This is a genomic window from Paraglaciecola sp. MB-3u-78, assembly GCF_002835935.1.
GTDB lineage: Bacteria > Pseudomonadota > Gammaproteobacteria > Enterobacterales > Alteromonadaceae > Paraglaciecola.
The window spans coordinates 145,428-167,626 of record NZ_PJCF01000006.1 but is presented as its reverse complement, the minus strand read 5'-3'; the positions used below and the strand labels follow the sequence as shown (position 1 = coordinate 167,626).

Here is a 22,199-nt window from a genome sequence, read left to right as displayed (position 1 = left end):
AAAAATAAAATGATATTTATGTTGGTATGTGCTCACTTTCAAATAATTGCGCTATTTTTTCACGTTCTCTGACTAAATGCATCTTGTCACCGTCAATTAACACTTCTGCGGCCTTACATCGACTATTGTAGTTTGATGCCATTACAAAACCGTATGCACCAACACTGCGAACGGCAAGGTAATCGTCGGGTGCGATAGCCAACTCACGGTTTTTACCTAGAAAGTCGCCGGTTTCGCAAATGGGACCTACTACGTCATAAATGGCTTTGGTTCTTTCTAGACCAGCGTCTACAGGAATGATATTTTGCCATGCGGAGTAAAGCGCTGGACGTATAAGATCATTCATTGCGGCATCAACAATAGCAAAGTTTTTCTCCGCCCCTTGTTTGAGAAACTCAACCTTGGTTAACAAAACGCCTGCATTAGCCATAATTGCTCGGCCAGGTTCAAAGATAAGTAATAGCTGTTCTCGGCCCTGTAAACGTTCGGAGATTGCTTGGGTATATTGGTCGGGGTGAGGTGGTTCTTCATCATTATAAGTCACACCTAATCCACCACCTACATCAAGGTGTTGTATATGGATTTGTTGTTCAGCTAGTTCGTCGATTAAGGCTAACAATATATCTAAGGCATCTACAAAAGGTGATAATTCAGTCAGTTGCGAACCAATATGGCAATCAATGCCGACCACATTTAAAAACGGTAAGCTATGGGCATATTTGTAAATTTCAACGGCTTGTTGGCGTTCGACCCCAAACTTGTTGTCTTTAAGGCCTGTAGAAATATATGGATGGGTTTTAGCATCTACATCAGGGTTAACTCGAATCGAGATAGGGGCTCTTTTACCAGCTTGTGCTGCGACTTCGTTTATACGGGTCAATTCACCGCGGGATTCCACATTAAAACATTTAATATTATGTTCTAAGGCTAATGCAATTTCATCATGGGTCTTACCTACCCCAGAAAACACGACTTTGCTTGGATCACCGCCAGCTTTGAGCACACGTGTTAGCTCACCACCAGAAACAATATCAAAGCCTGAGCCTAGTTTGGCCATCACATTTAATACTGCCAAATTAGAATTAGCTTTGACTGCATAACAAATTAAATGTGGCTGACTACCCGCTGCCCTATCAAATGCATGCCAATGCCTTTCAATTGTGGCTTTTGAGTAAACATAACAAGGTGTACCGTATATGTGAGCTACGGTTTCAAGGGCTACATCTTCAGCAAATAGTTGTTCATTTTTATAGGCAAAGTAGTCCATATCAATTTTTTCCTTGTACAGTAGGCTCAGTTGATGGTTCTGAGTCAGTTGTGGTGGTGTTAGTGGCAGGCTCTTCAGGCAAATATAAAGGACGTTTTTGACCACAGGCAGTGAGTAGGAATACTGCCAATAAAGCTAAGCCAATTGATTTTATGTTAATTCTGTTTGCCATCACAACAATCCCGTTAATGTATAGGCGGTAATGATGTCATTACCGAGGATAAAAACAAAGAGATGCTAAGCTTTGAATTGCTTATTTTATGCAATAAGAAATAACAAAGATAAAAAATTAGAATGTCGTCAATCACAGCCTTACTTCCGCACTGTCACATTCATTTTGGAACAATGCGTTATGACAGAGTTAAACTGCTTCTAAAAATTTTTTACGCTGGATTTGCTGTGTACTAGCAGTATACTAAAACTTGACTCAGCTATATTTGGAACAAACATGGATTACAATACTTCTACTCTTTGCGATGTGTTTGCCGACAGTGTTGACGTGGTTGAACCCATGTTTGTGAGTTTTGGCGGACGGGCTTCTTATGGCGGCGAAATTACCACAATAAAATGTTTTGAAGACAAAGGGTTAATTCTAAAAACGATACAGCAGCCCGGATTAGGCAAAATCCTATTAATTGATGGTGGTGGCTCTATGCGCAGAGCCTTAATTGACTCTAGTGCTGCCCAGTTGGCCTTTGATAATGGTTGGGAAGGGATCGTATGTTATGGCAGCGTGCGTGAAGTAGATGAACTAGAAGAAATAAACATTGGTATTCATGCCATCGCTTCAATCCCCGTTAGTGCAGACGATCAAGAGACAGGTGAAATGGATGTGGCAGTTAACTTTGGTGGCGTAACCTTTTTACCTGAAGACCATTTGTATGCCGACAGTACAGGTATTATCTTATCTCCTGAGGCATTAGATCTTGAGTAAACTTTTAAATTAATTTATCGACTACAAACCAAACAGTTAAAAACCCCGCTATTTAATCAATAGCGGGGTTTTAGTTAATCTTATTGATTCTTTTGGTTTTAAGTGCCAACCAATACCGAGACGTTTGCTATACCGGCTCTTTTTACTTCGTTAATAACTTCAGTTACATCACCGTGTTTTGCTTTTGGATGAGCCTGAACCGCCGCAGAATCTTGGTTGTTTTCGGCCAAGAAGCTTTGAATGTTGGCTTCAACGCGGCGAATATCTACCTGACGACCGTTAACGACTATAGTGCCGTCTTCATTCACTCGAATAGACAGTGACTTGACATTGGTCGGTGGTGGTGGCGTATTCGAATCTTTAGGACGATTAACTTCAAGACCTTTCTCTTTTACGAAAGAAGTGGTCACAATAAAGAAGATAAGCATGATGAACACTATGTCCAACATGGGAGTCATATCAATTGCAGCGTCGTCGTCAGAACTGCCGTGCTTTTTTCTTTTCATCGGTATAAATCGCCAATTGGGTTAAAACGAGACTGCCTAGTATAAAGGCAGTTAAGCTTCAGAGCATCTATTAATTAACATAAAATCAACAAAACACTCAGATTATAAGATATTTTACTTACACATAGCCTGCCCCAAATGATAAAAATAATCCAGTAGGTTTTACAATTTGTTGCTCTGAGTAAACATTAATAGTCGATCTTCAGCTTACATAGTTAAAATCTGAGTCAAACTTGTAAAGCAAGTATGTTAAATATCAGGTCGATAGTTTTATCGGAAGTGGAATTCTAAATAACCTGAACTTTGGATAAGAATGGGGGAACATGCTTGTACTGCATATTATTGCTGAGTTGTTAAAACTGAATTGCACCGTAAATAGCTTTCACTGCATTTCAGATGATGTGGTTTGACCTGCATTATACTTTTCCAATTTTCACCCCTCTCCCCAAATGATAAAAATAATCCAATATGTTTTTAGAAATTGTTGCTCTGAGTTTTTCAGCGGGATAAATCCCCATTTTTGCTTCTGGACTTTGTTTGGTACCTTGTACCAGAAATGCATTTTTGGTGGAATGGTCTTGAATACATGCTTCAAAGGCTCGTGCAACCAGCTCTTGTGGGCGTGCGTAATAAAATGTTTTCAGTAATTTGTCTGCTTGAGCGCTGCGCCTAACATACTCATTCGGCTGGCTTTTATCTGCGCCTAAAAATATTGCTTCGAAACACCGGCTGAGCTTTTTATTCAGTTGATGGGATATTTGTTTCTTGTCTTGTAACCAACACTGGGAAGCAAATTGTTCATGAGAAGCCTGAACAAATAATTTGTCACAAATGTAATGGTCAAAAGCATGGAACCACTCATGGGCTAGTGCGCCGCCCCCTGCATTTTTCGCTAGTGCTAGTTTTTTGGTAGTTGAGTCATAGTGAGCACTGCTATGTTTTCTTCCGCCGCTGCCAAATGCTAATGAGAGGTTACCATTGAGAGAAATGACTGTTTCTGGTACTTGTAAAATATCCATCAAATCGCATAAAGCATCAAAAAACAGGTTGGCCGCAATTTGTTGTTCTGCGGCCGTGACCCATTTTCCGATTGTGACAGTGCGAAAGCCAAAAATTTTAACGATATCTTGAAAGCTAACATCGGCACCATCTCGATGAGAGGGGCCGTTACGATAAAAGGGTTTATGAATACGAGAGTCTGGTATTTGCAATTTGATAACTACAACGTTTTTATTTCAGCTAGTAACTGCTTACACCAACTGTCGATACGTTCATCAGTAAGATCATATTGGTTTTCATCATCAAGGCTTAAACCAACAAAAAAATCTTTGTCTTCTGTGAGCGCTTTTGAAGCGATGAAGTCATATCCTTGGTTAGGCCAGTAGCCAACAAAGTCACAACCTAATACCAGCAGTTCGTCATGCAACATGCCTACTGCATCTTGAAACCACTCTGCATAACCTAGCTGATCCCCTAAACCAAAAATGGCCACCGTTTTGTCGGCCAAATTTAGCTCTGCGATGTCTTGCCAAGTCGATTCCCAGTCTTCTTGTAATTCTCCAAAATCCCAGGTTGAAATACCAAAAACAAGAATGTCGAACTCTTGTGTTTTTGATAATGCGTTATCTTTTATATTAAATAATTCAACACAGCCATGACCCACTAACTCGTGTAACTTAGTTTGAATTTTTTCGGCGGCCATTTCGGTATAACAAGTGGTTGAACCGTAAAAAAGGCCGATTTTTAATTCGCTATTAATCATGAAGTCCTATTTGTTTTGTTGGAGTAGCAGCGACAGAAGCCGCCCAGCTTATTAACACTATCAACTATGTTACTTTCATAATGTTCTTCTAAACCCTATATGAGTGCATATAAACAACTGCATTATACAAATAAAATATTGTAGTGCGGCTTTTTATGTAGGTTCTGAATATTTAACCAACGACTGTTTAGCCATTGTTAGGTGGAACGATGATAAATAATGACCAAATGGTCCAAATTTTGTATTTCTTCATAATTTTGAGTAGGGTAAACTTGGCAGCCTATTCAATGATTCATGAATGTGAGATCAGGTCGTAAATGAGAACGTATGTGGGTTTTATCATAGGAATTTGCAGTATATTAGTTAGCTGTGGAAAAAACCCTGAATTGGCAAAAGTAGAGAAATTAGAGCAAAAATTGCAAGTCTATGGTCATTGGATCATCGAACAAGACGGTCAAGTGATGCTAAACCCGCAGACATCGGGCTTAGTGAAATGGCGTGATGAGTTGTTGACCTTGAGCGATCGCAGTGCCCATCCTTCACAACGTCTGCGCTTGCGGACTATCTCTAAAGATGATGCTTTGTTAAGCGGCCCTGATTTGCCAATGATTTTATCTGAAACATTGCAAACAAGCTGTTTTGCCGCATATATCAGTGATAACCCTGATCTCGAAGCCTTGGTTGTCGATCCTGATGATGACAACGTATTTTATATGGTCACAGAAGATGCGTCATATGCCGATCCTATGTCTGAAGTTTGCCAGCAAAAATACCTAAATTCAGGCTCAACAAATCATCCAACTTTACTTGTCAGACTTGAATTGCAAGGCAACAATACAGTGTTGATAACCCATATTCGTCCAATCCAATTTACTGCTGATATGCAGATTGGCAATTTCCCTAATGATGGGGTTGAAGCCCTCGCATTTGGTCAAGCTCGAACTTTATATCTGGGTATTGAGAAAGACAGTAACAAACAAGCCAGAATTTTTTCCTTGCAAATGCATAATGAATTTTGGCAATCAGATGAATTTGCAGTAGTCACAAACTTTGCTTTGAAGTTACCTTCTTTTGATAGTGGTAATCATCCTATTAACGGTATGGACTATTATCAAACGCCAGATGGTCGAGAATTTTTGTTGGTTGCCGCCAGAAACGATGAAACATTATGGGTGGTAGATTTAGCCGGCAAAAAAGAAACACTTTTATTGCCGGTTGACTTTTTTGCTGAAATTCAAACCGGCACTGAAGGATGTGAAAACTACGAAGCCATGGACAATGCGTCAATAGAGGGGGTGGCGGTGATTGATGACACCTTATGGTTAATTAACGATCCTTGGAAGGCAGTATACTTAAACAACGTTAAGTGCGCACAAAATCGCCCACATTATCAAATGTTTGCGCCACTGCTGTTTAGTCTGCCTATACAAGCAACATGGTTCGACTAACCTGAATAATGGTTAGCCATAATATTTAATCTTAATACGGGATTATGTTAACTTTCTGGCAGAACATCTCCCAAAACGTTGCCAGTTTAAGTGTCGCAACCATAGTGACAACATTGATTCTGCGGATTACATAAAAAGTAATCCTGATGCTCATCTGCGGCTTATATAGATATTAATTTCGGTAAGTTAGGTCACTATTGGTCTGGTTCAAAATAGTATTGACCGAATATTTTTAATTAAAAGAGTGAGTACAGGGTGTAAAATAAGTCATAGTGAATGTAATCCACTATGACTTTATCAACGTAAAAACTTCCATGTATCAACAATTGTGCCGACTAAATGATCCATAATTCTTCTTTAACCATTTTTTATGATGGTTATTGCCCTTTGTGTTCAATAGAAATGAACAAATTAAAACAACTGGATAAACAGCAAAATATTATATTTGTTGATATTCAAACACCTGCTTTTTTTGTAGATTATCCACACCTAGACTGGCAAGTATTAGATGCTAGGATCCACGGTTATTTGGCTGACGGTACTTTGATCAGTGGATTAGACGTAACCTATTTAGCTTGGAAACTGGTGGGCAAAGGTTGGGTATATGCGCCTCTAAGGTGGCCGGTCATAAGGTGGTTTGCTGATATAGCCTACAATATTTTTGCTAAATATCGCCACCGTATTTCTTATCTTCTAACCGGAAAGAAACCTTGTATACCCTGCGAAAGCAAAGGTGATAAAGCAGATGTTTAAAGGCAATGCATTGGTGATAGGTGCCTCAGGAGGCATCGGTAAAACGCTGGTTAAAAAGCTATATGAATCAGGCGAGTACGAGTGTGTGTATGCTGTGTCTCGTTCATTACCTGCGTCGCCTATTGAAGGTGTGCAATATCATACCCTTGATTCTGGAAACGACGATTTGGTGGCTCAATATTGTCAACAACTTATGCAAGCCGGTGGTCAATTTAGTCTAGTTGTATGTTGCATCGGTGCATTACACGCAATCGGTGCTGACAATCAAAAAATCATGCCTGAAAAACGTTTAGAAGATATTCACAAAGATCAGCTAAGTTTTTACTTCACCACTAACGTTATATTACCTGCTATATGGTTAAAGCATGTAGAACCACTGCTAAAAGGAGCTGAACCGTCTAAATTAGTTTTCTTTAGTGCCAGAGTTGGCAGTATTAGCGACAATCATTTAGGCGGCTGGTATGGATATCGAGCCAGTAAGTCGGCACTCAATATGATGATAAAGTGTGCACAAATTGAATGCCAAAGACGGGCAAAAAACATCTGTTTAATCAGTTACCATCCTGGCACAGTAGAAACCGAGCTTTCTAGGCCGTTCCAGTCCAAGGTGCCCAAAGGAAAATTATTTACTACTGACTTTACTGTCACACAGTTACTTAACATCATCCCTAATCTAACTGCAGACACTGGCCCCCACTATGTCGATTGGCAAGGCCGTGTTATTCCATGGTAGCTAAATGTAAACACTTTTAGTACATTCTGTAGCAACTGTGTTGTCAACATAAAAGACTTTCTGAAAATCTGCTGGTAATATCTATTCAAATTATAAAAATAAAAAAAGGATAGGTTATGAGCGCACCTCGCGAACAGTTTGGTTCACGTTTAGGTTTTATTCTAGCTGCAGCTGGTTCAGCTGTAGGTATCGGTAATATGGTGGGTTTCCCCGTTGCGGCTACTAAAAATGGTGGTGGCGCGTTTTTGTTAATTTATGCCATCTTTGTGGCTTTCATTTGTTTACCCGTAATGTTGGCTGAAATGTCTGTAGGTAGGCATAGTCGTAAAGATCCCCTCGGTGCTTATTCTTCCATGTCAGATGGACATAAAGGCTGGAAAGTAGCGGGTTGGCTTTCGATTATTACCCCCTTTATGATTGCGGTTTTCTATTTAGTCATCACTGTTTGGATATTTGGTTATTTGTTTCATTCTGTAACGGGTGATCTTGATATGCTTGCCGACCCTGATACTTTTGGTTCCTTTATTAATGGTTACGACTTGTTTTATTACATGGTCGGCGTATTGGCTATTATCTATTTAATTTTGCAAGGCGGCGTAAAGCAAGGGATTGAAAAAGCAGCTAAATTTATGATGCCTACCTTATTTATTATGCTGATAGCCTTAGTGATTTTTGTGCTGACCTTGGACAATGCGTTTGAAGGCGTGAAATATTATGTGATACCTGATTTCAGCAAAATTAACGCTTCTGTGGTCAATGGTGCGTTATCCCAGGCATTCTTTTCATTGTCTTTGGGTATGGGGATTATGATCACCTATGGCTCGTATTTAGATAAGAAGACAGATGTGCCCGGCTCTGCAAAAATGGTCGCTTTGTTAGATACCGCAGTGGCTTTTATTGCGGGTTTATTGATTCTACCCGCCGTGTTTTCCTTTAACCCTGATATCAATACTAACGATTTAAGTGACTCGTCTGTAGGTATGATTTTTACATTCTTACCTAAAATATTTTTGGCATTACAAGCCACTATTGGTTACGTTGGCGCCAGTGCCATTGCTAGCTTTTTCTTTTTATTAGTCTTTTTTGCGGCTATCACCTCGATTGTTTCAATATTTGAAGTACCAGTGGCAGCGTTGATGGAAGAGAAAAACTTCAGCCGTCGTAAAGCATTAGGCTGGATGGGACTTCTGTTAGTGATAATGTCGGTCATGGCTGCAACATCATTTGGTATGCTGGACTTTTTTACTGGTTTTATCAGTTATGCAGGACAGTCTAAGTCGTTCTTTGATGTGATAATTGATGTGTTTTACGACACCATTTTGCCCCTTAATGGTCTGTTAATTTGTCTTTTTGTTATCTACCGTTGGAAGAAGGCAAATTTCAATAAAGAACTAGACGAAGGTGCTCCCAATTATGCACATAGCTGGTTTGAGCGTTATGTTGATTTCTCGGTAGGCACGTTTATCCCAGTCATTTTGTTGTTGGTATTGATTAACACCATAGCGTTGAAGTTCTTTGGTGCTGCATTGATTGGTTAGCGGGTGGTGCAACAAAATAGTGATAAAGCTAAACCTAAAAAGTTTGGCTTTTTTGTTTTGCAATACGTAATAGAATTAATGGTGCCGACCCCAATTCGCGCTTCTTTTTACTACCTTTTTGTATAGTGAATACACCATGTTTGTGGCGAAATAAAGACAGTGTTAATGTTTTAATTGTTCATTATTTTGTTAAGTGATATGAGAAATAAGAAATGAGAAATTGAATATTAGATAATAATTCTATTTAATCTTAATACTTAAAATCAAAATGCGATTAATCACTATGACTGTTAAAAAGAAAAGTATCTTTACCTCATTTGCTTTAATAGCAATTTTAGTCAGTAACATCAGTTATGCACAAACAGTTGAAGTCAATGAAGATAGCTTTAAATGTTTAACAGAAATGGCTCCTGTTAGAGGTTTTTTTGTAGACAATCTACTTGGTGATTTACAATCCACATTAGCCGCAGCTAAAACGGTTAATGGGGCGGTTTACCCCGTTGGCTCTGTCGTGCAACTCGTCCCAACCGAGGTTATGGTCAAACGGGAAAAAGGCTATAACGCTGTGACGAAAGACTGGGAGTTCTTTGAATTGGCGGTGTCTGAAAAGGGCTCAGAAATAGCGGTACGTGGTGCCTTTGAAGTGGTCAATAAGTTTGGTGGCAATTGTTTTGGCTGCCATATCAAAGCGAAACCTGAATTTGATCTCATCTGTGAGCAGGATCATGGTTGCGACCCTATTACGTTTGAAAAAGAAGGTAAAACCATCACCCTAACTCAGCAAATGATTAAAGGTGTACAAGCAATGGATCCCCGTTGTGCTGCAATAACCCAGCAGGACTTGCTAATATAAACTAGCTATTAGCTCTGGCTATTTGCTGGTTTAGGAATTCTGGGAATCTGCGGGGGACAGAGTCTGAGGGATCCCCACAAATATAATTTCACAGCGTTCAATGCCATGCGCCGTCTACCCTTGTGTTAAACCATTTTATTGCTCATTTCCACTGACTGGGTGACCCTGCAGATTCCTTGCAAGCGGCAAATGCCGTCAGCATGAGCGAGTGAACCCGTTAACGACAATTTGATGGAGGATTGATCAATCAATATAAGCTTGAACAAAATTCACCCTCTGCATATAAGTGCCATTGTCACCCGCTGGGGTTAAACCGTATTTTTCAAATTCAGCTGCAATATATAACGAAGCGATTTCGTGCCCTCGAGCTCCTGTATCTCTGCCTTCTAATAAGTCATCAGATAAAAACCTAAGATGCGACTTAATCCGTGATGCATCATCAGATATTTCAGATGTGTGTTGAACCTGCTCAGATTGGCATGCAATCAATAGCGTTCCTGTCAAAATGGCTCCCAAGCCTAGACTTAACTTCATAGTATTCCCTATTATTTTTATTAGGTATTTTAATCTGCACATATAAGCGAGAGGTTTAGCTACTACAACCAGTATATTCCAATTAACAAATGAGTCTCTGACAATCTCTTTGATTCGTTATACCCTTGAGCTAGCACAGTCGTGTTAAATTCTGCATCGACACCTGCAATTTTATTAACGGCATCTTTAATACTATCTAGTATCAGTAGTAAAAAACCCTTTCCTCAAGTTCACAGCATCAACACGATTATGAGTGAATTCCCTACCTATTTATTCCGCTCCCCTTTTTCCAAAAAGCACTCCAAGTTGGCGACGCAATTAAAATTGCACAGCCGTCATTACGACTGATAGTAATTTCGTCTTAGTCGACTATAGTCTAATTCGAATGCCAATTTTCGGCACACGCTGCTATAACAAAAGGAAATAAATTATGAAAAAATTAATTACATTAATTCTGCTGGGCCTAATGCTCTCATTATCTACCGCCGTATTTGCTGACGAACTTTCGACACTTCGGGTTGTTGTGGTCGATACAGATGATGCTGGAGCCTATATCGCGCAACTTAATAAAGGTAGTCTGCTGATAAAGGCCATCGCTCCGAAAATGACAATCCGCGCTTGGCGAGCAACTTTCGCTGGAGATTCGACTGGCGCGATGATAGTCGCCCTAGAATATCCCGGCTCCCTTGCCGATTTCGCGACCGCATGGGATAAAGTTCAGGCTGACAAATCGGTTGCACAATGGCTTGCTGGATTAGCCGAACTTCGAAAAATCGTCTCCGACAGCTTATACAGCGAAATAGAGATATAGCGATTAAAGCGATACTGGTAGAAAATCACTGGGAAAAGGGGTAGGAGTGAATAGTAATTAAATTCACTCCTACTCCTTTCTTTGTGATTATGGGAAGAATGGTTAATGAATAAATATTTCTTTGTCACTGGAAACTAATCTGAGGAATCTGCTGGGTCAGGGACGTTGATTTGACAAAAGTCAATGGCCGCAACACGCAGAGGCCATTCATGTTGTGAATTTGCCAGAGTACGTTAGTCTCTGGCAGTGTATTTATGCATCAATACTTTCAGAAACTTCAAGTGCATCGTCTACCTCTATGCCTAAATACCTAACGGTACTCTCAAGTTTTCGGTGCCCAAGCAATAGCTGGCAGGCTCTTAAATTCTTCGTCTTTTTATAAATCAGTGATGGTTTTGTCCGGCGCATCGTATTTGTGCCATATTGTGTTTTATCCAATTTGAACAAATAGTCAGAATGGCTCAGGTGAGATTGAGTAATTAAATCCAAAACAGCTTCTCTAGTGTTTACTTTCAATTCAAACTGAACCGGTAAACCAGTCTTTTTTTGTACAATAATAGCTCTGGATTGAACACTTATTCCATGACAGATATCTTTGACTTTTAGCGAGACCAAATCACAACCGCGTAATTTACTATCAATCCCTAGGTTGAATAATGCAAGGTCTCTTACATTTCTTGCTAGTTCAAGCCTAATTCAAATAGACCACATTTGTTGAAGTTTAAGTGGTAACTTTTGTCCGACAATTTTATTTTTGTTCCAAGGTTCTTTAGGGATATAAATAGTTAAAGCTTACATAATAATTCTCAAACGTTGATGGAGTTACTAGTATTGTATCTATATATCAAGTTTCAGCTCAGGTTAATATTTCGTCGAGAATTGATGATTTATCACTGATATATTTAGTCGATATCACCCGCAAGTCAGTATTTTAGACTGTCCGGCTCCTTCGAAAACCAGTCATACGATTAATTAGCTATGAGGATCGCCTTTACTGAGATAGCGGTCACACGCAGTTCAAATTTGTGTGAGAAGTTTGTGCCATTAGCGGACCATCGCAACAAGCGTGATCAATCTGGTTTTATCGACCCGAGTCGGAAGTTTTTTTAACTAAGTTGTCTATTTCATTCAGCTTGCTGCAAAGAGCAGATAACCACTATATATTTGCCCTTTGCAGTAGTTCTTTATGGACGAGGATCAGTCTGCAATTCTGGAACTGACTCGAAAGTACCGCTCCCATACAAATCAATTCGTGGAGACACGCCGCCCCACCAGTTGAACAATCCAAAACCGCCTGTCTGAAAAAGTTCGATATCACCGATGGCATTATCCAGGAAACGGTTATTGCCAAGGCTGCCCAAAACGCCACCGCCCAAATCGATATCTGAATTAAAGCCAGATATGCCCGCGTCGTAAACCCCTACCGCATATCCAGATGATCCAATGATGTCGCTGTTTTCAATGAGTAGAGATGCACGGCTACCGCTGTTACCAGTGTTTTCGGGGAGAAGCGATATAGCGGCACCAGTCAATCCGAATAAGGGTCCTATCTGTCCAGGATTGGCATTAACAACCTGGGTGTTTCTGATTTCTACATCTATTATTGAATTCAAACCCAAGTTGTTTAATTGAATAGCCTCGGTTACTGCATTACTGAAACTACTGTTGTTGATTTTCAAGGACACTTGCGCGTTGTTTGCCCATAATTCAGGAGGTGCTCCTATCCCGTCACCAATGATGAACAATTCGAGCCCCGTATTCGAAATGCCCCCGAATTGACCGGTGTTGTCATAGGTGTAGCCATCAACCACAACGTCCATTATAGAACTGCCAGACATTTGCATTAGAATACTGTCTGAGTTAGCAAATTCACTGTACTCTCCAAGAGCTCCAATATCATTGGCTGAAGAATTCAGGATTTTGGCCTGAATATATGCCGCATCAATTGTCCAGAATATATAAGGTCTCCCACCGATATTGTCAAAGTGATTACCTTCGAAATGATAGATGCCAGAACTATCTCCTCGATGATTAATATTTATGCCACTAAGAAAATTTCCGTTTCTGAAAAGGTTATCCTTCACGATAACATCGCTGTTGCTTAAAGATGAATCTAAAAGAACGGACACTCGAAACCAGCCATTATCAATATCCCCTCCGGAAAAGAGGTTATCGTGAATATTTGCGCCAGTGAAATCTACGTCAATTCCCACAATTGCGCCAAAGCTCATATCTTTGAAATGAATATTGGAAATTTCGTTGCCACTGGAAAGCTGAACAACTGCGCCGTCAGGGTAGCCCTCTCCGTCTCCACCGGAATAGGTGATCCTTGCACCAGCAGCATTTTCCGGCACATTTCGCACATCCGGTCCTAAGCCGATAAGTTTTTGGTTGGGTTTGAGCACGATTTGCCCATCGAGTATCGCATGCTTGTTGGATTGTTTAATATAGATCGTGTCTCCTTCGCCTGAGACCAATTCAGCGTCTGTCAGGGAGTTGAATGGTTTGGCCTTGGAGCCACTCCCTCCTGATTCGGCTGATGCTTTTACGTACCAATCTGCTGCCGAAGCGGTACTCATCAGGCATGTCAGTAACATTACGCAAACGCACTTAATAACCCAAGTGCTGGCTGGTTGACTAAAGAAAAGTGTATTGATTTTCATAATAGATTCTTCCTTAAATATTGGATTCCAAAACAGCAGTATGAGGAAAATTATTGTTATTTTTAATATACTAAGAATCAACCATAGTTCATTTTATGAGTAGAGCATCTTATTCGATGATTGGATTTCAATGCTTGGAATAACAGTTGCTGAAGGTCTGGTTATCACTCGGAGGAGTCATACAGCCAATTTCATCGACTGTCTGCAATCTGCTAAATGGGATCGTTCATTGGGTAGCACGTAAACAGCCGCTTTTGGCACATAGCTCCTAGTCAGATTTGGTAAAGGTTCATCAAAATAATTGTCAGTTTAAGTGCTGACAATCCCAATTAATCACACTACTACAATTCAACTCACTTTTTGACTAAATAGATTTTTGGCGTTAGTTAAAAAGCCTGTCCATCCATCTGAGCCCCCAGAAATAACCCAACCAGTTAAAACAACATCGACACCATTAAATAGAATCACATGTATCTGACTTGAAAATTTTGTTGAGCTCTCAAAGCTACCAAAAATACTGACAACACCTAATGACCCAAGAATACAGCCAATTATTAATGAAGCTGTTAGACACACTATCCCCGTTTCTGATGAGTAATCGTTCACAATGCTTTGCCACAATTTTGCTTTGTTTATTAGTTCAATATCTAAAGGTTTGTTTTGGAGGGCTTCCTTAATCGACTTTAACTCGTTCGAATATTCTTCGGAAGTTCTTCGTCTAAAGGTTCGTTTAAATGCCTCTATAACTCGCTCGTTGACTGCAATGACAAACCCAATGAACGTAATCTGAGCAATAATCGATATTTCTCTAACTCCAAAGAATTTCGACAACACATTCGTCACCTTTTTAATGTCATCCTTCCCGATATTGCTGACACGCTAAACAGCCGAATAAACGATAACTTTCAGGTACTAAAACCTGCAAGTTGAAGTGACTAGGGTATAGACGTGCTAAATAACACCCGTAACTTGTTTGATGCCAGATGCAACCTAAGCTGCGTGTGTTACGGCTATGTAACCATTGCCCTAGCACTGTAACTAGCCGCCGGTAATTTGTCAGAACAGGATGTACTGGATATCAATCGGAGCCTAAAAGCTCCCATATAAGTAGTATCAGTCGTCCATGCCTAATTTGGAACCTCGTCAATCGCCCTCAGAAAATCGTCTTCAAACGACTAAGTCGACAACCCCTTGCCGGTGGGCTGGTTCATCGGACAAAGCCTGGCTTTGCAGTTTCCTCTGCCCCCTCTTTTTGCCCGGTGAAATACCAGCGCTGCTTAGAGGACTCTGCTGGGGGTGAAAAGGCGGCTACGTCGCTAAAGTATCCAACCTGCCCTGACCACACTGGACTGATGCTTCTACTTCCCCTAAAACAACCGCTGGTAGACACTGAAGGAGTGAATATTAATGGCAAGCCGAAGATTTTGGCATATAGGTATTTATACCAATGGTGCATGTGTTTTTTACTGTTAGGCTTAAAGTCACAGGCTTGCTTTAGCTGCACCGATGGCAGCGAGTTCAGCACTTAAGTTTTATCCTGACATAATCAAAAGGCTTACTAATGAACACTGTTTTATTTGAACGTATAGGTGGAGAGGCGGCAGTAGATGCCGCCGTTAATCTGTTTTATCGCAAAGTCTTATCTGATGACAGTATTGCGCATTTTTTCAGCAACATTGACATGAATGATCAGTTGGCGAAACAAAAAAGCTTCTTAACCATGGCTTTTGGTGGGCCGAACCATTATAGCGGCCGGGATTTGCGCGAGGCTCATGCACCTCTGGTAGAACAGGGCCTAAATGATAGCCACTTCAGCGCAGTTGCAGTGCATTTACAAACAACCTTGCAAGAGCTCGGGGTTGACGAGGCTTTGATCGGCGAAGTAATGGCGATCGCGGGCAGCACCCATGACGACATTTTGGGTTTATAACATTTTAAGGTGAACCGTGCTTTTCAGGCAGCATGATATCTGTGCGCAGGATAAAAATGAAACGGTATTAGACTTACTTATTCGTTATAAGATCGAGGTCAGTTATTCCTGTAAATCAGGACATTGTCAGGCCTGTCTATTAAAATGTATTGAGGGTAAGTTATCATCCCAGGCCATGGCCGGTATAAAAGAGACCTTAGTAGCGCAACAGTATTTTCTTGCCTGCCAGCAGAGCGCCATCGATATTCAGCAGGCCGCGGATGTGGATAGCGAATTGCTATTTCGCCGCGCGCAGATCAGCAAAAAAAGCCTGCTGGCAGAAAATGTCTTGCAGCTTGTGCTGCAGGCACAACAAAATTTCAGCTATCGCGCAGGGCAATTCATTAACCTTAAACATCCTCTGGGCGCGATAAGAAGTTATTCACTGGCCAGTGTACCAAACGAAGACGGCTTGCTGGAATTACACATAAAACGAAAAATACGGGGCACAATGACCTCTTGGTTGTTTGAGCATGCTAGGGTTGGCGATGAGATTGACATTGGGCAGGCTATGGGGAATTGTTTTTACACCGTCAAAGATTTAGACATGCCGCTTATACTCATTGGCAGTGGTACAGGGGCGGCACCACTGTTGGGTATCGCCAGAGATGCTATCAAGCACCACCATCAGGGGGATATACATTTTTATCATGGGGCCGGCAATATTGATGGTCTATATTTACACAATCAACTTGTCACACTTGCGCAAAACCAGAAAAATTTCTCTTATCATCCCTGCATCTCAGCGTCTCAGACCGCACCAGGCATGATGCGGGGGCGATGTAATGACGTTGCAATGGCTGAGTTAAACGTAGAGCAACAGCCGAGACTATATATTTGTGGTAATACGCAGATGGTAAAGTCTACGCAGACCAGTGCTTATGTGGCTGGGGTGCCATTACAACATATTTATACAGATCCATTCGAATATAAAGACCTACGCAGCATTCCACGCTGAATAGCTAGCCGGCGACTGTAGTAATACAGTTATACTAAATATACTGCTATTGCTGTAACTACCCACAATCAAATGTTTGTCTACCATCATTGCCCTAGTATGTCCTGTTTACCCTTTTTGGCGATCAGAAATACCATTGTTATGCTACAAAAAGAGTATTAGCTACTGAATGTTTAGCGCCAAGTTTAGCCCTACTTCAGATACCTTCCCCATCTAAGTGTAAAGACCACCCGGTTATCTAGTCACTATCTAATAAATAACTGCTTTAACTACCTCTTGTGGGCACATTGCGCCTTAGCGACTCCAAAAACTTATAAATAATTATGACAGTAGGGAGAACGGCCGGTTATGGCACAGGCTGTGTAAAAAATCGCAACTTCCAAGCTTGGTGGGGTTTTTTAGTTGTAATTTTGGTCAGATAATCACCTGTTGTGGAGAATATTTATCATAAAAAAGTGCAACGCCATCCCATTCAATCTTGAATTTCACATAGCCTGGGCACTTATTTGCCAATCAGTGAGTCGTGACTAACTATAACAATCACCTTTAGCGCGTTTTTGAGTAGCAGACTAAATTAAGAAGAACCAACTAGCTTTTTTCTGTGTCCGCAGTCTCTCGGTGGTAAAAAATTTAGCTCTAACTTTCCCTAAATTGTATCCACAGGAGCATTCAAATCACACTTTTTGCATGGCAGTTTATGGCCTAGCATTGATTTTCGGCCATCCACCGTGATGACCCAAGGGCGGCTTACCCAAGGTGGGTTATGTCTGACATGTTGCAAATGGACGCAGGCTAACTCAGCCACCCAATCATTTTCTTCATCCTTGTGATAACCAACAATAGGGCTATCCGTGTTTATGGGAGTCCAATAAACATAAGATTAGCCAATACTTTCTAGCTCAAATTCCTTTTGTTTAATTTCTAACTCTTCCTGAGCTTCGAGCCAATACATTTCTGCGTCTTCAAGAGTAGATTTATGGTTGGCTTGTTCAGTTAACACTTGTTTGAGTTGAGTTTTATTTTCGGCATTATATAACTCAGTATCACTAAGTTGCTGCTCGAGAGCTTCTAGTTTTGTTTGAGCGGCAGCCATAGTGTTTTCGTGTTTTTCTATGGTTTTCCTTAGTGGCTTAGTGGCCTGCCTAAATTCTGCTTCTAAACGTTTAGTGTTTTTACGATCTGGCTTAACAGTGGTTTTGTCGCTGTCTGCGTTAGTGCCTTTATCACCGCTTTTATCGCCTTTAAGGATCCAATCTTTGTAATCATCTAAGTCACCATCAAAGGCTTGCACCTGTTTTGAATCCACCAAATAAAAGTCATCACAGACCGAAGTCAGCAAAAACCTATCATGTGATATCAATACCATGGCACCTTCAAAACCTTGTAGCGCAATATTCAGCGCATGGCGCATATCTAAGTCTAAGTGGTTGGTGGGCTCATCCAGCAACAACAGGTTAGGTTTTTGATAGACAGTTAGCGCTAAGACTAAACGGGCTTTTTCCCCCCCAGACATGGGCTCTACTTTGCTTAACGCATTATCACCTCGAAAACCAAAACCGCCTAAATAATCTCTGAGGTTTTGCTCGGTAGCTTTTTTATCTAACCTTTGCAGATGGGCGATGGGCGAATCGTCACCACGTAAAAACTCTAATTGATGTTGTGCAAAATAACCTATACGTAACCCAGCTGAGGTTTCGTACAAGCCTTCCATGGGTGACTTTTCGCCGGCTAACAATTTGATTAAGGTAGATTTACCTGCGCCGTTTTTACCTAATAAGCCAATACGGCTACCTGGTACTAGATTCAAATGCAATTTTTCTAGAATAATAGTATCGCCATAACCTACTTTTACCTGCTCCATCTTGATGAGTGGATTAGGTAACTTGGGAGGGGTAAAAAATGTAAAACTAAATTCGGAAGCGGCCATCACAGGTAGCAAGGATTCCATCTTTGCCAATTGTTTTACGCGGCTCTGCGCCTGTTTAGCTTTACTTGCCTTCGCACCAAATCGATTAATAAAAGATTCGAGGTGCGCAATTTGATCTTGTTGCTTTGAATATTGCAAACTTTTTAAACGTAAACGTTCGGCACGCTGTTTTTCGTAAGCATCGTAATTACCCGTATAACTAATAAGTTGCTGGGACTCAACACTGATAATTTCATTCACTGTACTGTCCAAAAAAGACTTATCGTGAGAGATCAACATCAAGGTACCAGCATAGCGCTGTAGCCATTTTTCTAACCAAATGACCGCATCTAAATCGAGGTGGTTAGTGGGTTCATCTAACAACAATAAATCTGAATGACAAAGTAATGCTTGAGCTAGATTCAAACGCATTCGCCAACCACCAGAAAAGGCAGAAACAGGGTTTGTCATTACGTCATTGGCAAAACCTAGGCCGGCTAAAATTGTCGCGGCACGGGCATCAATATCATAAGCACCCACTTGTTCTAAAGAACCATGTAAAACAGCAATTTGTTCGCCGTTGTGGGCTTGTTCTGCGTCAACTAGTTGTGTTTGTAGTTTTCTGTATTGTTTATCACCGTCAATCACATAATCCAAAGCTGAGCGCTCAACGGCAGGCGTTTCTTGGGCGACCGAGACGATTTGCCAATTTTTAGGAATATTAAAATCCCCTTGCTCGGTATGTAGCTCCCCCTTTATCAAAGCAAATAAGGTGGACTTACCACAACCATTAGCGCCAATCAGGCCTGCTTTATGGCCAGGATATACAACAGCATTGGCATCTCGCAGCAATACTTTACTACCACGCATTAACGAAACATTTGAAAATTGGATCATGAAAACCTGTTATGAACTTTTTAGCTATCTTAAGCATATGCTCTGTTGTTAGTTGCACTTAAACTAAAACGAGATAACACTCAAATTTGAATGGGAGTATCATAACAAGATGATGAACCGAAAAAATGTCTTAAACCATGGTTAATAAAATAAAAAAACGATTCGTCGCTGGGGCAAACTGCCCAAAGTGCCGCGCACTGGACACCATAATGCTATATTTTGAAAATAACGTTGAAAAATTAGAGTGTGTGAAGTGTCATTATTCAGAGTCCCAAACAGATAAAAAAGTGGCCAAAGCTTCTCGTTCTGGTGGAAATGTGATTGGGGTGTTTAAGCCGGAGTAGTTTTTTAGTAATAGTGCATGGCATCTTAACGGGTCGCTAAGACTTAGTTATGCTTAGTGTTCTTTTTGATTGAATAATTTGAACATAACATCAATCTGTTTATTCTTCCCCTTGTTTCACACTAAACATTAGCCATAAAGTGTACTAGCTCATATTCGACCTGACGCATGAAAATTGTAAGTTCTGACTTACCATGACAGACGGGTATGAGCAAATTACGGTCGTTTATAAAATAATAAAAGTTGATAAGGGTATTCTCAAATGAAAAAAGCTCTAGGCTTAGGTCTTTCCCTCTTCATATTGTCAAACCAATCACTTGCTGACTTTACTTTTGGCGTTGATTACATAAATCTTGAGAAAGAAGTTAAGACTAAAAATACTCTCTTTGATGCCAATGTTAATGCTGTCGCAGCAGTTGCTGGTTACTCCTTCCATTACTCGGACAATATAACGATAACGCCTGAAATTAGTTACGGTGTCGGTATTAGCGAAGATGAAGATAATAGTGTCGGTGGAGGTTGTTCCTTATGTGACATTATCTATAGAGCTGATGTCGAATTAGATAGCGTTGTCAGAATTTCAACCAAATTCTCTTATGAACTTAATTCCGATTTTAAACTATTCACTACCCCTGCGTTTTCTTTTACAGACCTTAGCTCTAACCTAAGTGGTTTGACGGTATCAGATGATTCGGATTTTGGTGTTGATTTTGGAGGTGAATACAACATTGGAAAACATTGGTCTGCTCAAGCTTCGTATGGACTCTATCAATATAGCGAACTTTGGAATTTTGGCATTAGATATACGTTTTAACAAGCCCTAATTCTCTCGTGCTAACTTCGGCTTTTGGCACATTTCGGATAAAAGGAAAGTAAAAAATTGCACTTTTGGATTGAGCGTTCAACAGCCGACCGTCAGGTCATATCACGCTTCATAATTCAATATTGCCAGATCAAATTTGAGTTACTACACATAAAGCAATGTCATCTATCATTTCTGAAAAAAACCAAACCAAAAAAGTGAATCCAAGGTTCCCTGACCCCGTGACCAACAAACCTTCGAAAGATTTTCACTCGACTTTGTAAACCTATTCAGTCTTTTGGTTTAGCTTATTTAAAGAAGGCTGTGCTGTAACGCCTTCTTTTTACTTTGGATAAAACTAACTGAATCAATAATGAGGAGGTGGCATTTCCTCTTTTTCGGAGGCCATATCACTAGGCTCAATGGCACTCATTTTTGAGACCAGTTGTTTGAGTTGAAATTGCAAGTCGTCCATTTGTTTTTGCTGTAATATGAGTGCTTGGTTGAGGCTTTCTATGGTGTCTTCTTGAAAAGCCATTTTCATTTGTAATTGTTCGATATCTGTCTGTACTGTGCTCATTAATTTTTTATCTTCCACTTTTCTAATAAACCATTGCTGCTTTCTGAAATAATTTCACTATCACCAATAAAGCCCACATCATGCACTACAGCCGAGGCTGGTTTGCTACCTTCACGAGCTGAAACGCGCCATTCGTTTAGTTCTTTTCCTGTTTTTACATCCCAGCGATTGATTCTTCTTGATGGCGATCCTGTTAGTAAGTACTTACCATCATCCGAAAATACGGCTGTGGTGAATATCAGCTGTCTTGCCGAATATTGTAAGTTACTGACTTCTTTACCTGTAACTAAGTCCCAGACTCTTGCATCACGCTTACTGTCAGCTGTAAATGCGTAACGTCCTTGATCATCTAGTGATACTTTAGTGACTCTGCTGGGGTGGTCAAACTTATGGACAACTTGGCCAGTGCGTGTATCCCACAGATAGGCTAAATAATCGTTGCCACCTGTTAATGCATAAAAACCATTAGGTGAAATATCCACACTATTAATTTTCTCTTGGTGGCCTAAGAACTCTAATCGCCTTCCTGTTTTAGGCTCAAAAAACATCACTTTGCCATTGCCGCGCCCTACCAAAATGCCTCGCCCTTGATTTGAAACAGCTATATCTCGAATACTGGCCTCGTCAATTCGCCAAAAACCCTCTGGCTCACCAACGTCTAAATTCCACAACGCAAATGCTTCCCTGTCAGCAGTCACAACATATGAATTATCAAAGGCAATATGAATATTGGTCACTGAATTACTGCCATCATCTTGATGTCGCCATACATATCGGTGTTCGTTAGTAGTCAAATCCCAGACAGTAATGCCATTTTCAATAGTAGAAACAACCGCAATTGTATTGTCTGCAGAGATGTGGGAGGCATGTGACCCCCCCTCAGCATGGCGAAATGAACTAATAGGCACATCACTTGAACCACTACAGGCGATAAGTGTCATG

23 protein-coding genes and 3 pseudogenes are annotated in these 22,199 nt (G+C 40.6%); 12 read left to right on the top strand and 14 right to left on the bottom strand.

Going from position 1 to position 22,199, the window contains the following annotated elements; genetic code table 11:
- Positions 1-16: 16 nt before the first annotated feature.
- Both lysA and CXF95_RS29615 read right to left on the bottom strand, forming a co-directional pair.
- Positions 17-1,267: a diaminopimelate decarboxylase gene (gene lysA / locus CXF95_RS14940; protein WP_101199450.1), complete on the bottom strand. Its 1,251-nt coding sequence runs from the start codon at positions 1,265-1,267 to the stop codon at positions 17-19.
- A 1-nt stretch (position 1,268) separates the two neighbouring features.
- Positions 1,269-1,439, bottom strand: a complete 171-nt coding sequence (locus CXF95_RS29615; protein ID WP_157828155.1) for a lipoprotein — start codon at positions 1,437-1,439, stop codon at positions 1,269-1,271.
- Between the two features lie 276 nt (positions 1,440-1,715).
- Here CXF95_RS29615 and rraA point away from each other — a divergent pair, with 276 nt between their 5' ends.
- On the top strand, positions 1,716-2,201 hold the full coding sequence (gene rraA / locus CXF95_RS14935; protein ID WP_101199449.1) for a ribonuclease E activity regulator RraA: 486 nt from the start codon (positions 1,716-1,718) through the stop codon (positions 2,199-2,201).
- A 98-nt stretch (positions 2,202-2,299) separates the two neighbouring features.
- Here rraA and CXF95_RS14930 read toward each other — a convergent pair whose 3' ends face one another.
- The 3 genes from CXF95_RS14930 to fldB all read right to left on the bottom strand — a co-directional run bounded on the left by CXF95_RS14930 (position 2,300) and on the right by fldB (position 4,469).
- Positions 2,300-2,707 carry a biopolymer transporter ExbD gene (locus CXF95_RS14930; RefSeq protein ID WP_101199448.1) on the bottom strand — a complete coding sequence of 136 codons (408 nt, stop codon included), beginning with the start codon at positions 2,705-2,707 and terminating at the stop codon, positions 2,300-2,302.
- A gap of 416 nt (positions 2,708-3,123) precedes the next feature.
- Entirely contained in the window at positions 3,124-3,912 is a 789-nt protein-coding gene (locus CXF95_RS14925; RefSeq protein ID WP_101200071.1) for a CLCA_X family protein, read from the bottom strand.
- A gap of 14 nt (positions 3,913-3,926) precedes the next feature.
- The gene (fldB, locus tag CXF95_RS14920) at positions 3,927-4,469 is read right to left on the bottom strand and encodes a flavodoxin FldB (RefSeq protein ID WP_101199447.1); all 543 of its coding nucleotides are present in this window, start codon (positions 4,467-4,469) and stop codon (positions 3,927-3,929) included.
- Between the two features lie 329 nt (positions 4,470-4,798).
- Between fldB and CXF95_RS14915 the strand changes: the two genes are divergently transcribed.
- The 5 genes from CXF95_RS14915 (at position 4,799) to CXF95_RS14895 (ending at position 9,794) form a co-directional block, all read left to right on the top strand.
- Positions 4,799-5,917, top strand: coding sequence for a hypothetical protein (locus CXF95_RS14915; RefSeq protein WP_232787863.1), 1,119 nt, complete (start codon positions 4,799-4,801; stop codon positions 5,915-5,917).
- 339 nt (positions 5,918-6,256) lie between these two features.
- The gene (locus tag CXF95_RS14910) at positions 6,257-6,670 is read left to right on the top strand and encodes a thiol-disulfide oxidoreductase DCC family protein (protein WP_101199445.1); all 414 of its coding nucleotides are present in this window, start codon (positions 6,257-6,259) and stop codon (positions 6,668-6,670) included.
- Complete coding sequence (locus tag CXF95_RS14905; protein ID WP_101199444.1) at positions 6,663-7,403, top strand: SDR family NAD(P)-dependent oxidoreductase; 741 nt, start codon at positions 6,663-6,665, stop codon at positions 7,401-7,403. The genes CXF95_RS14910 and CXF95_RS14905 overlap by 8 nt, the downstream gene beginning before the upstream one ends.
- A 116-nt stretch (positions 7,404-7,519) precedes the next feature.
- Positions 7,520-8,941, top strand: coding sequence for a sodium-dependent transporter (locus CXF95_RS14900; RefSeq protein WP_101199443.1), 1,422 nt, complete (start codon positions 7,520-7,522; stop codon positions 8,939-8,941).
- 283 nt (positions 8,942-9,224) lie between these two features.
- Positions 9,225-9,794, top strand: coding sequence for a hypothetical protein (locus tag CXF95_RS14895; protein ID WP_101199442.1), 570 nt, complete (start codon positions 9,225-9,227; stop codon positions 9,792-9,794).
- Positions 9,795-10,049: 255 nt separating this feature from the next.
- Here CXF95_RS14895 and CXF95_RS14890 read toward each other — a convergent pair.
- Positions 10,050-10,328, bottom strand: a pseudogene (locus CXF95_RS14890) (peptidase M28); the annotation flags it as partial.
- Between the two features lie 430 nt (positions 10,329-10,758).
- On the opposite strand from CXF95_RS14890, the gene CXF95_RS14885 reads away from it, so the two are divergent.
- Positions 10,759-11,139 carry a hypothetical protein gene (locus CXF95_RS14885; RefSeq protein WP_101199441.1) on the top strand — a complete coding sequence of 127 codons (381 nt, stop codon included), beginning with the start codon at positions 10,759-10,761 and terminating at the stop codon, positions 11,137-11,139.
- A gap of 252 nt (positions 11,140-11,391) precedes the next feature.
- Here CXF95_RS14885 and CXF95_RS14880 read toward each other — a convergent pair.
- The 3 genes and pseudogenes from CXF95_RS14880 to CXF95_RS14870 form a co-directional block, all read right to left on the bottom strand.
- Positions 11,392-11,850 (bottom strand): annotated as a pseudogene (locus tag CXF95_RS14880) (integrase).
- Positions 11,851-12,323: 473 nt separating this feature from the next.
- Positions 12,324-13,802: a hypothetical protein gene (locus tag CXF95_RS14875; RefSeq protein ID WP_101199440.1), complete on the bottom strand. Its 1,479-nt coding sequence runs from the start codon at positions 13,800-13,802 to the stop codon at positions 12,324-12,326.
- Between the two features lie 348 nt (positions 13,803-14,150).
- Positions 14,151-14,636 (bottom strand): hypothetical protein, encoded by a 486-nt coding sequence (locus tag CXF95_RS14870; RefSeq protein WP_101199439.1) that lies wholly within the window; start codon positions 14,634-14,636, stop codon positions 14,151-14,153.
- Between CXF95_RS14870 and CXF95_RS30700 the strand changes: the two are divergent.
- Positions 14,592-14,732 (top strand): annotated as a pseudogene (locus tag CXF95_RS30700) (IS630 family transposase); the annotation flags it as partial. The gene CXF95_RS14870 and the pseudogene CXF95_RS30700 overlap by 45 nt on opposite strands.
- Before the next feature lie 277 nt (positions 14,733-15,009).
- On the opposite strand, the gene CXF95_RS14860 reads toward CXF95_RS30700, so the two are convergent.
- Positions 15,010-15,327, bottom strand: a complete 318-nt coding sequence (locus tag CXF95_RS14860) for a hypothetical protein (RefSeq protein WP_101199438.1) — start codon at positions 15,325-15,327, stop codon at positions 15,010-15,012.
- 36 nt (positions 15,328-15,363) lie between these two features.
- On the opposite strand from CXF95_RS14860, the gene CXF95_RS14855 reads away from it, so the two are divergent.
- Both CXF95_RS14855 and CXF95_RS14850 read left to right on the top strand, forming a co-directional pair.
- Positions 15,364-15,732: a group 1 truncated hemoglobin gene (locus tag CXF95_RS14855; RefSeq protein ID WP_101199437.1), complete on the top strand. Its 369-nt coding sequence runs from the start codon at positions 15,364-15,366 to the stop codon at positions 15,730-15,732.
- A 16-nt stretch (positions 15,733-15,748) separates the two neighbouring features.
- On the top strand, positions 15,749-16,729 hold the full coding sequence (locus tag CXF95_RS14850; protein WP_101199436.1) for a 2Fe-2S iron-sulfur cluster binding domain-containing protein: 981 nt from the start codon (positions 15,749-15,751) through the stop codon (positions 16,727-16,729).
- Positions 16,730-17,375: 646 nt separating this feature from the next.
- On the opposite strand, the gene CXF95_RS14845 is transcribed toward CXF95_RS14850, so the two are convergent.
- Both CXF95_RS14845 and CXF95_RS14840 read right to left on the bottom strand, forming a co-directional pair.
- A complete protein-coding gene (locus CXF95_RS14845; RefSeq protein ID WP_101199435.1) occupies positions 17,376-17,588 on the bottom strand; it encodes a DUF3565 domain-containing protein in 213 nt (70 codons plus the stop codon).
- 21 nt (positions 17,589-17,609) lie between these two features.
- The gene (locus tag CXF95_RS14840; RefSeq protein ID WP_101199434.1) at positions 17,610-19,532 is read right to left on the bottom strand and encodes an ATP-binding cassette domain-containing protein; all 1,923 of its coding nucleotides are present in this window, start codon (positions 19,530-19,532) and stop codon (positions 17,610-17,612) included.
- A 137-nt stretch (positions 19,533-19,669) separates the two neighbouring features.
- Here CXF95_RS14840 and CXF95_RS14835 point away from each other — a divergent pair, with 137 nt between their 5' ends.
- Positions 19,670-19,876, top strand: coding sequence for a YheV family putative zinc ribbon protein (locus tag CXF95_RS14835; RefSeq protein WP_101199433.1), 207 nt, complete (start codon positions 19,670-19,672; stop codon positions 19,874-19,876).
- A 261-nt stretch (positions 19,877-20,137) separates the two neighbouring features.
- Complete coding sequence (locus CXF95_RS14830) at positions 20,138-20,689, top strand: outer membrane beta-barrel protein (protein WP_101199432.1); 552 nt, start codon at positions 20,138-20,140, stop codon at positions 20,687-20,689.
- A 355-nt stretch (positions 20,690-21,044) separates the two neighbouring features.
- Here the strand turns inward: CXF95_RS14830 and CXF95_RS14825 are convergent, their stop codons facing one another.
- Positions 21,045-21,257, bottom strand: coding sequence for a SlyX family protein (locus CXF95_RS14825; protein ID WP_101199431.1), 213 nt, complete (start codon positions 21,255-21,257; stop codon positions 21,045-21,047).
- Positions 21,257-22,198 carry a WD40 repeat domain-containing protein gene (locus tag CXF95_RS14820; protein ID WP_198556629.1) on the bottom strand — a complete coding sequence of 314 codons (942 nt, stop codon included), beginning with the start codon at positions 22,196-22,198 and terminating at the stop codon, positions 21,257-21,259. The genes CXF95_RS14825 and CXF95_RS14820 overlap by 1 nt, the downstream gene beginning before the upstream one ends.
- Position 22,199 lies beyond the last annotated feature (1 nt).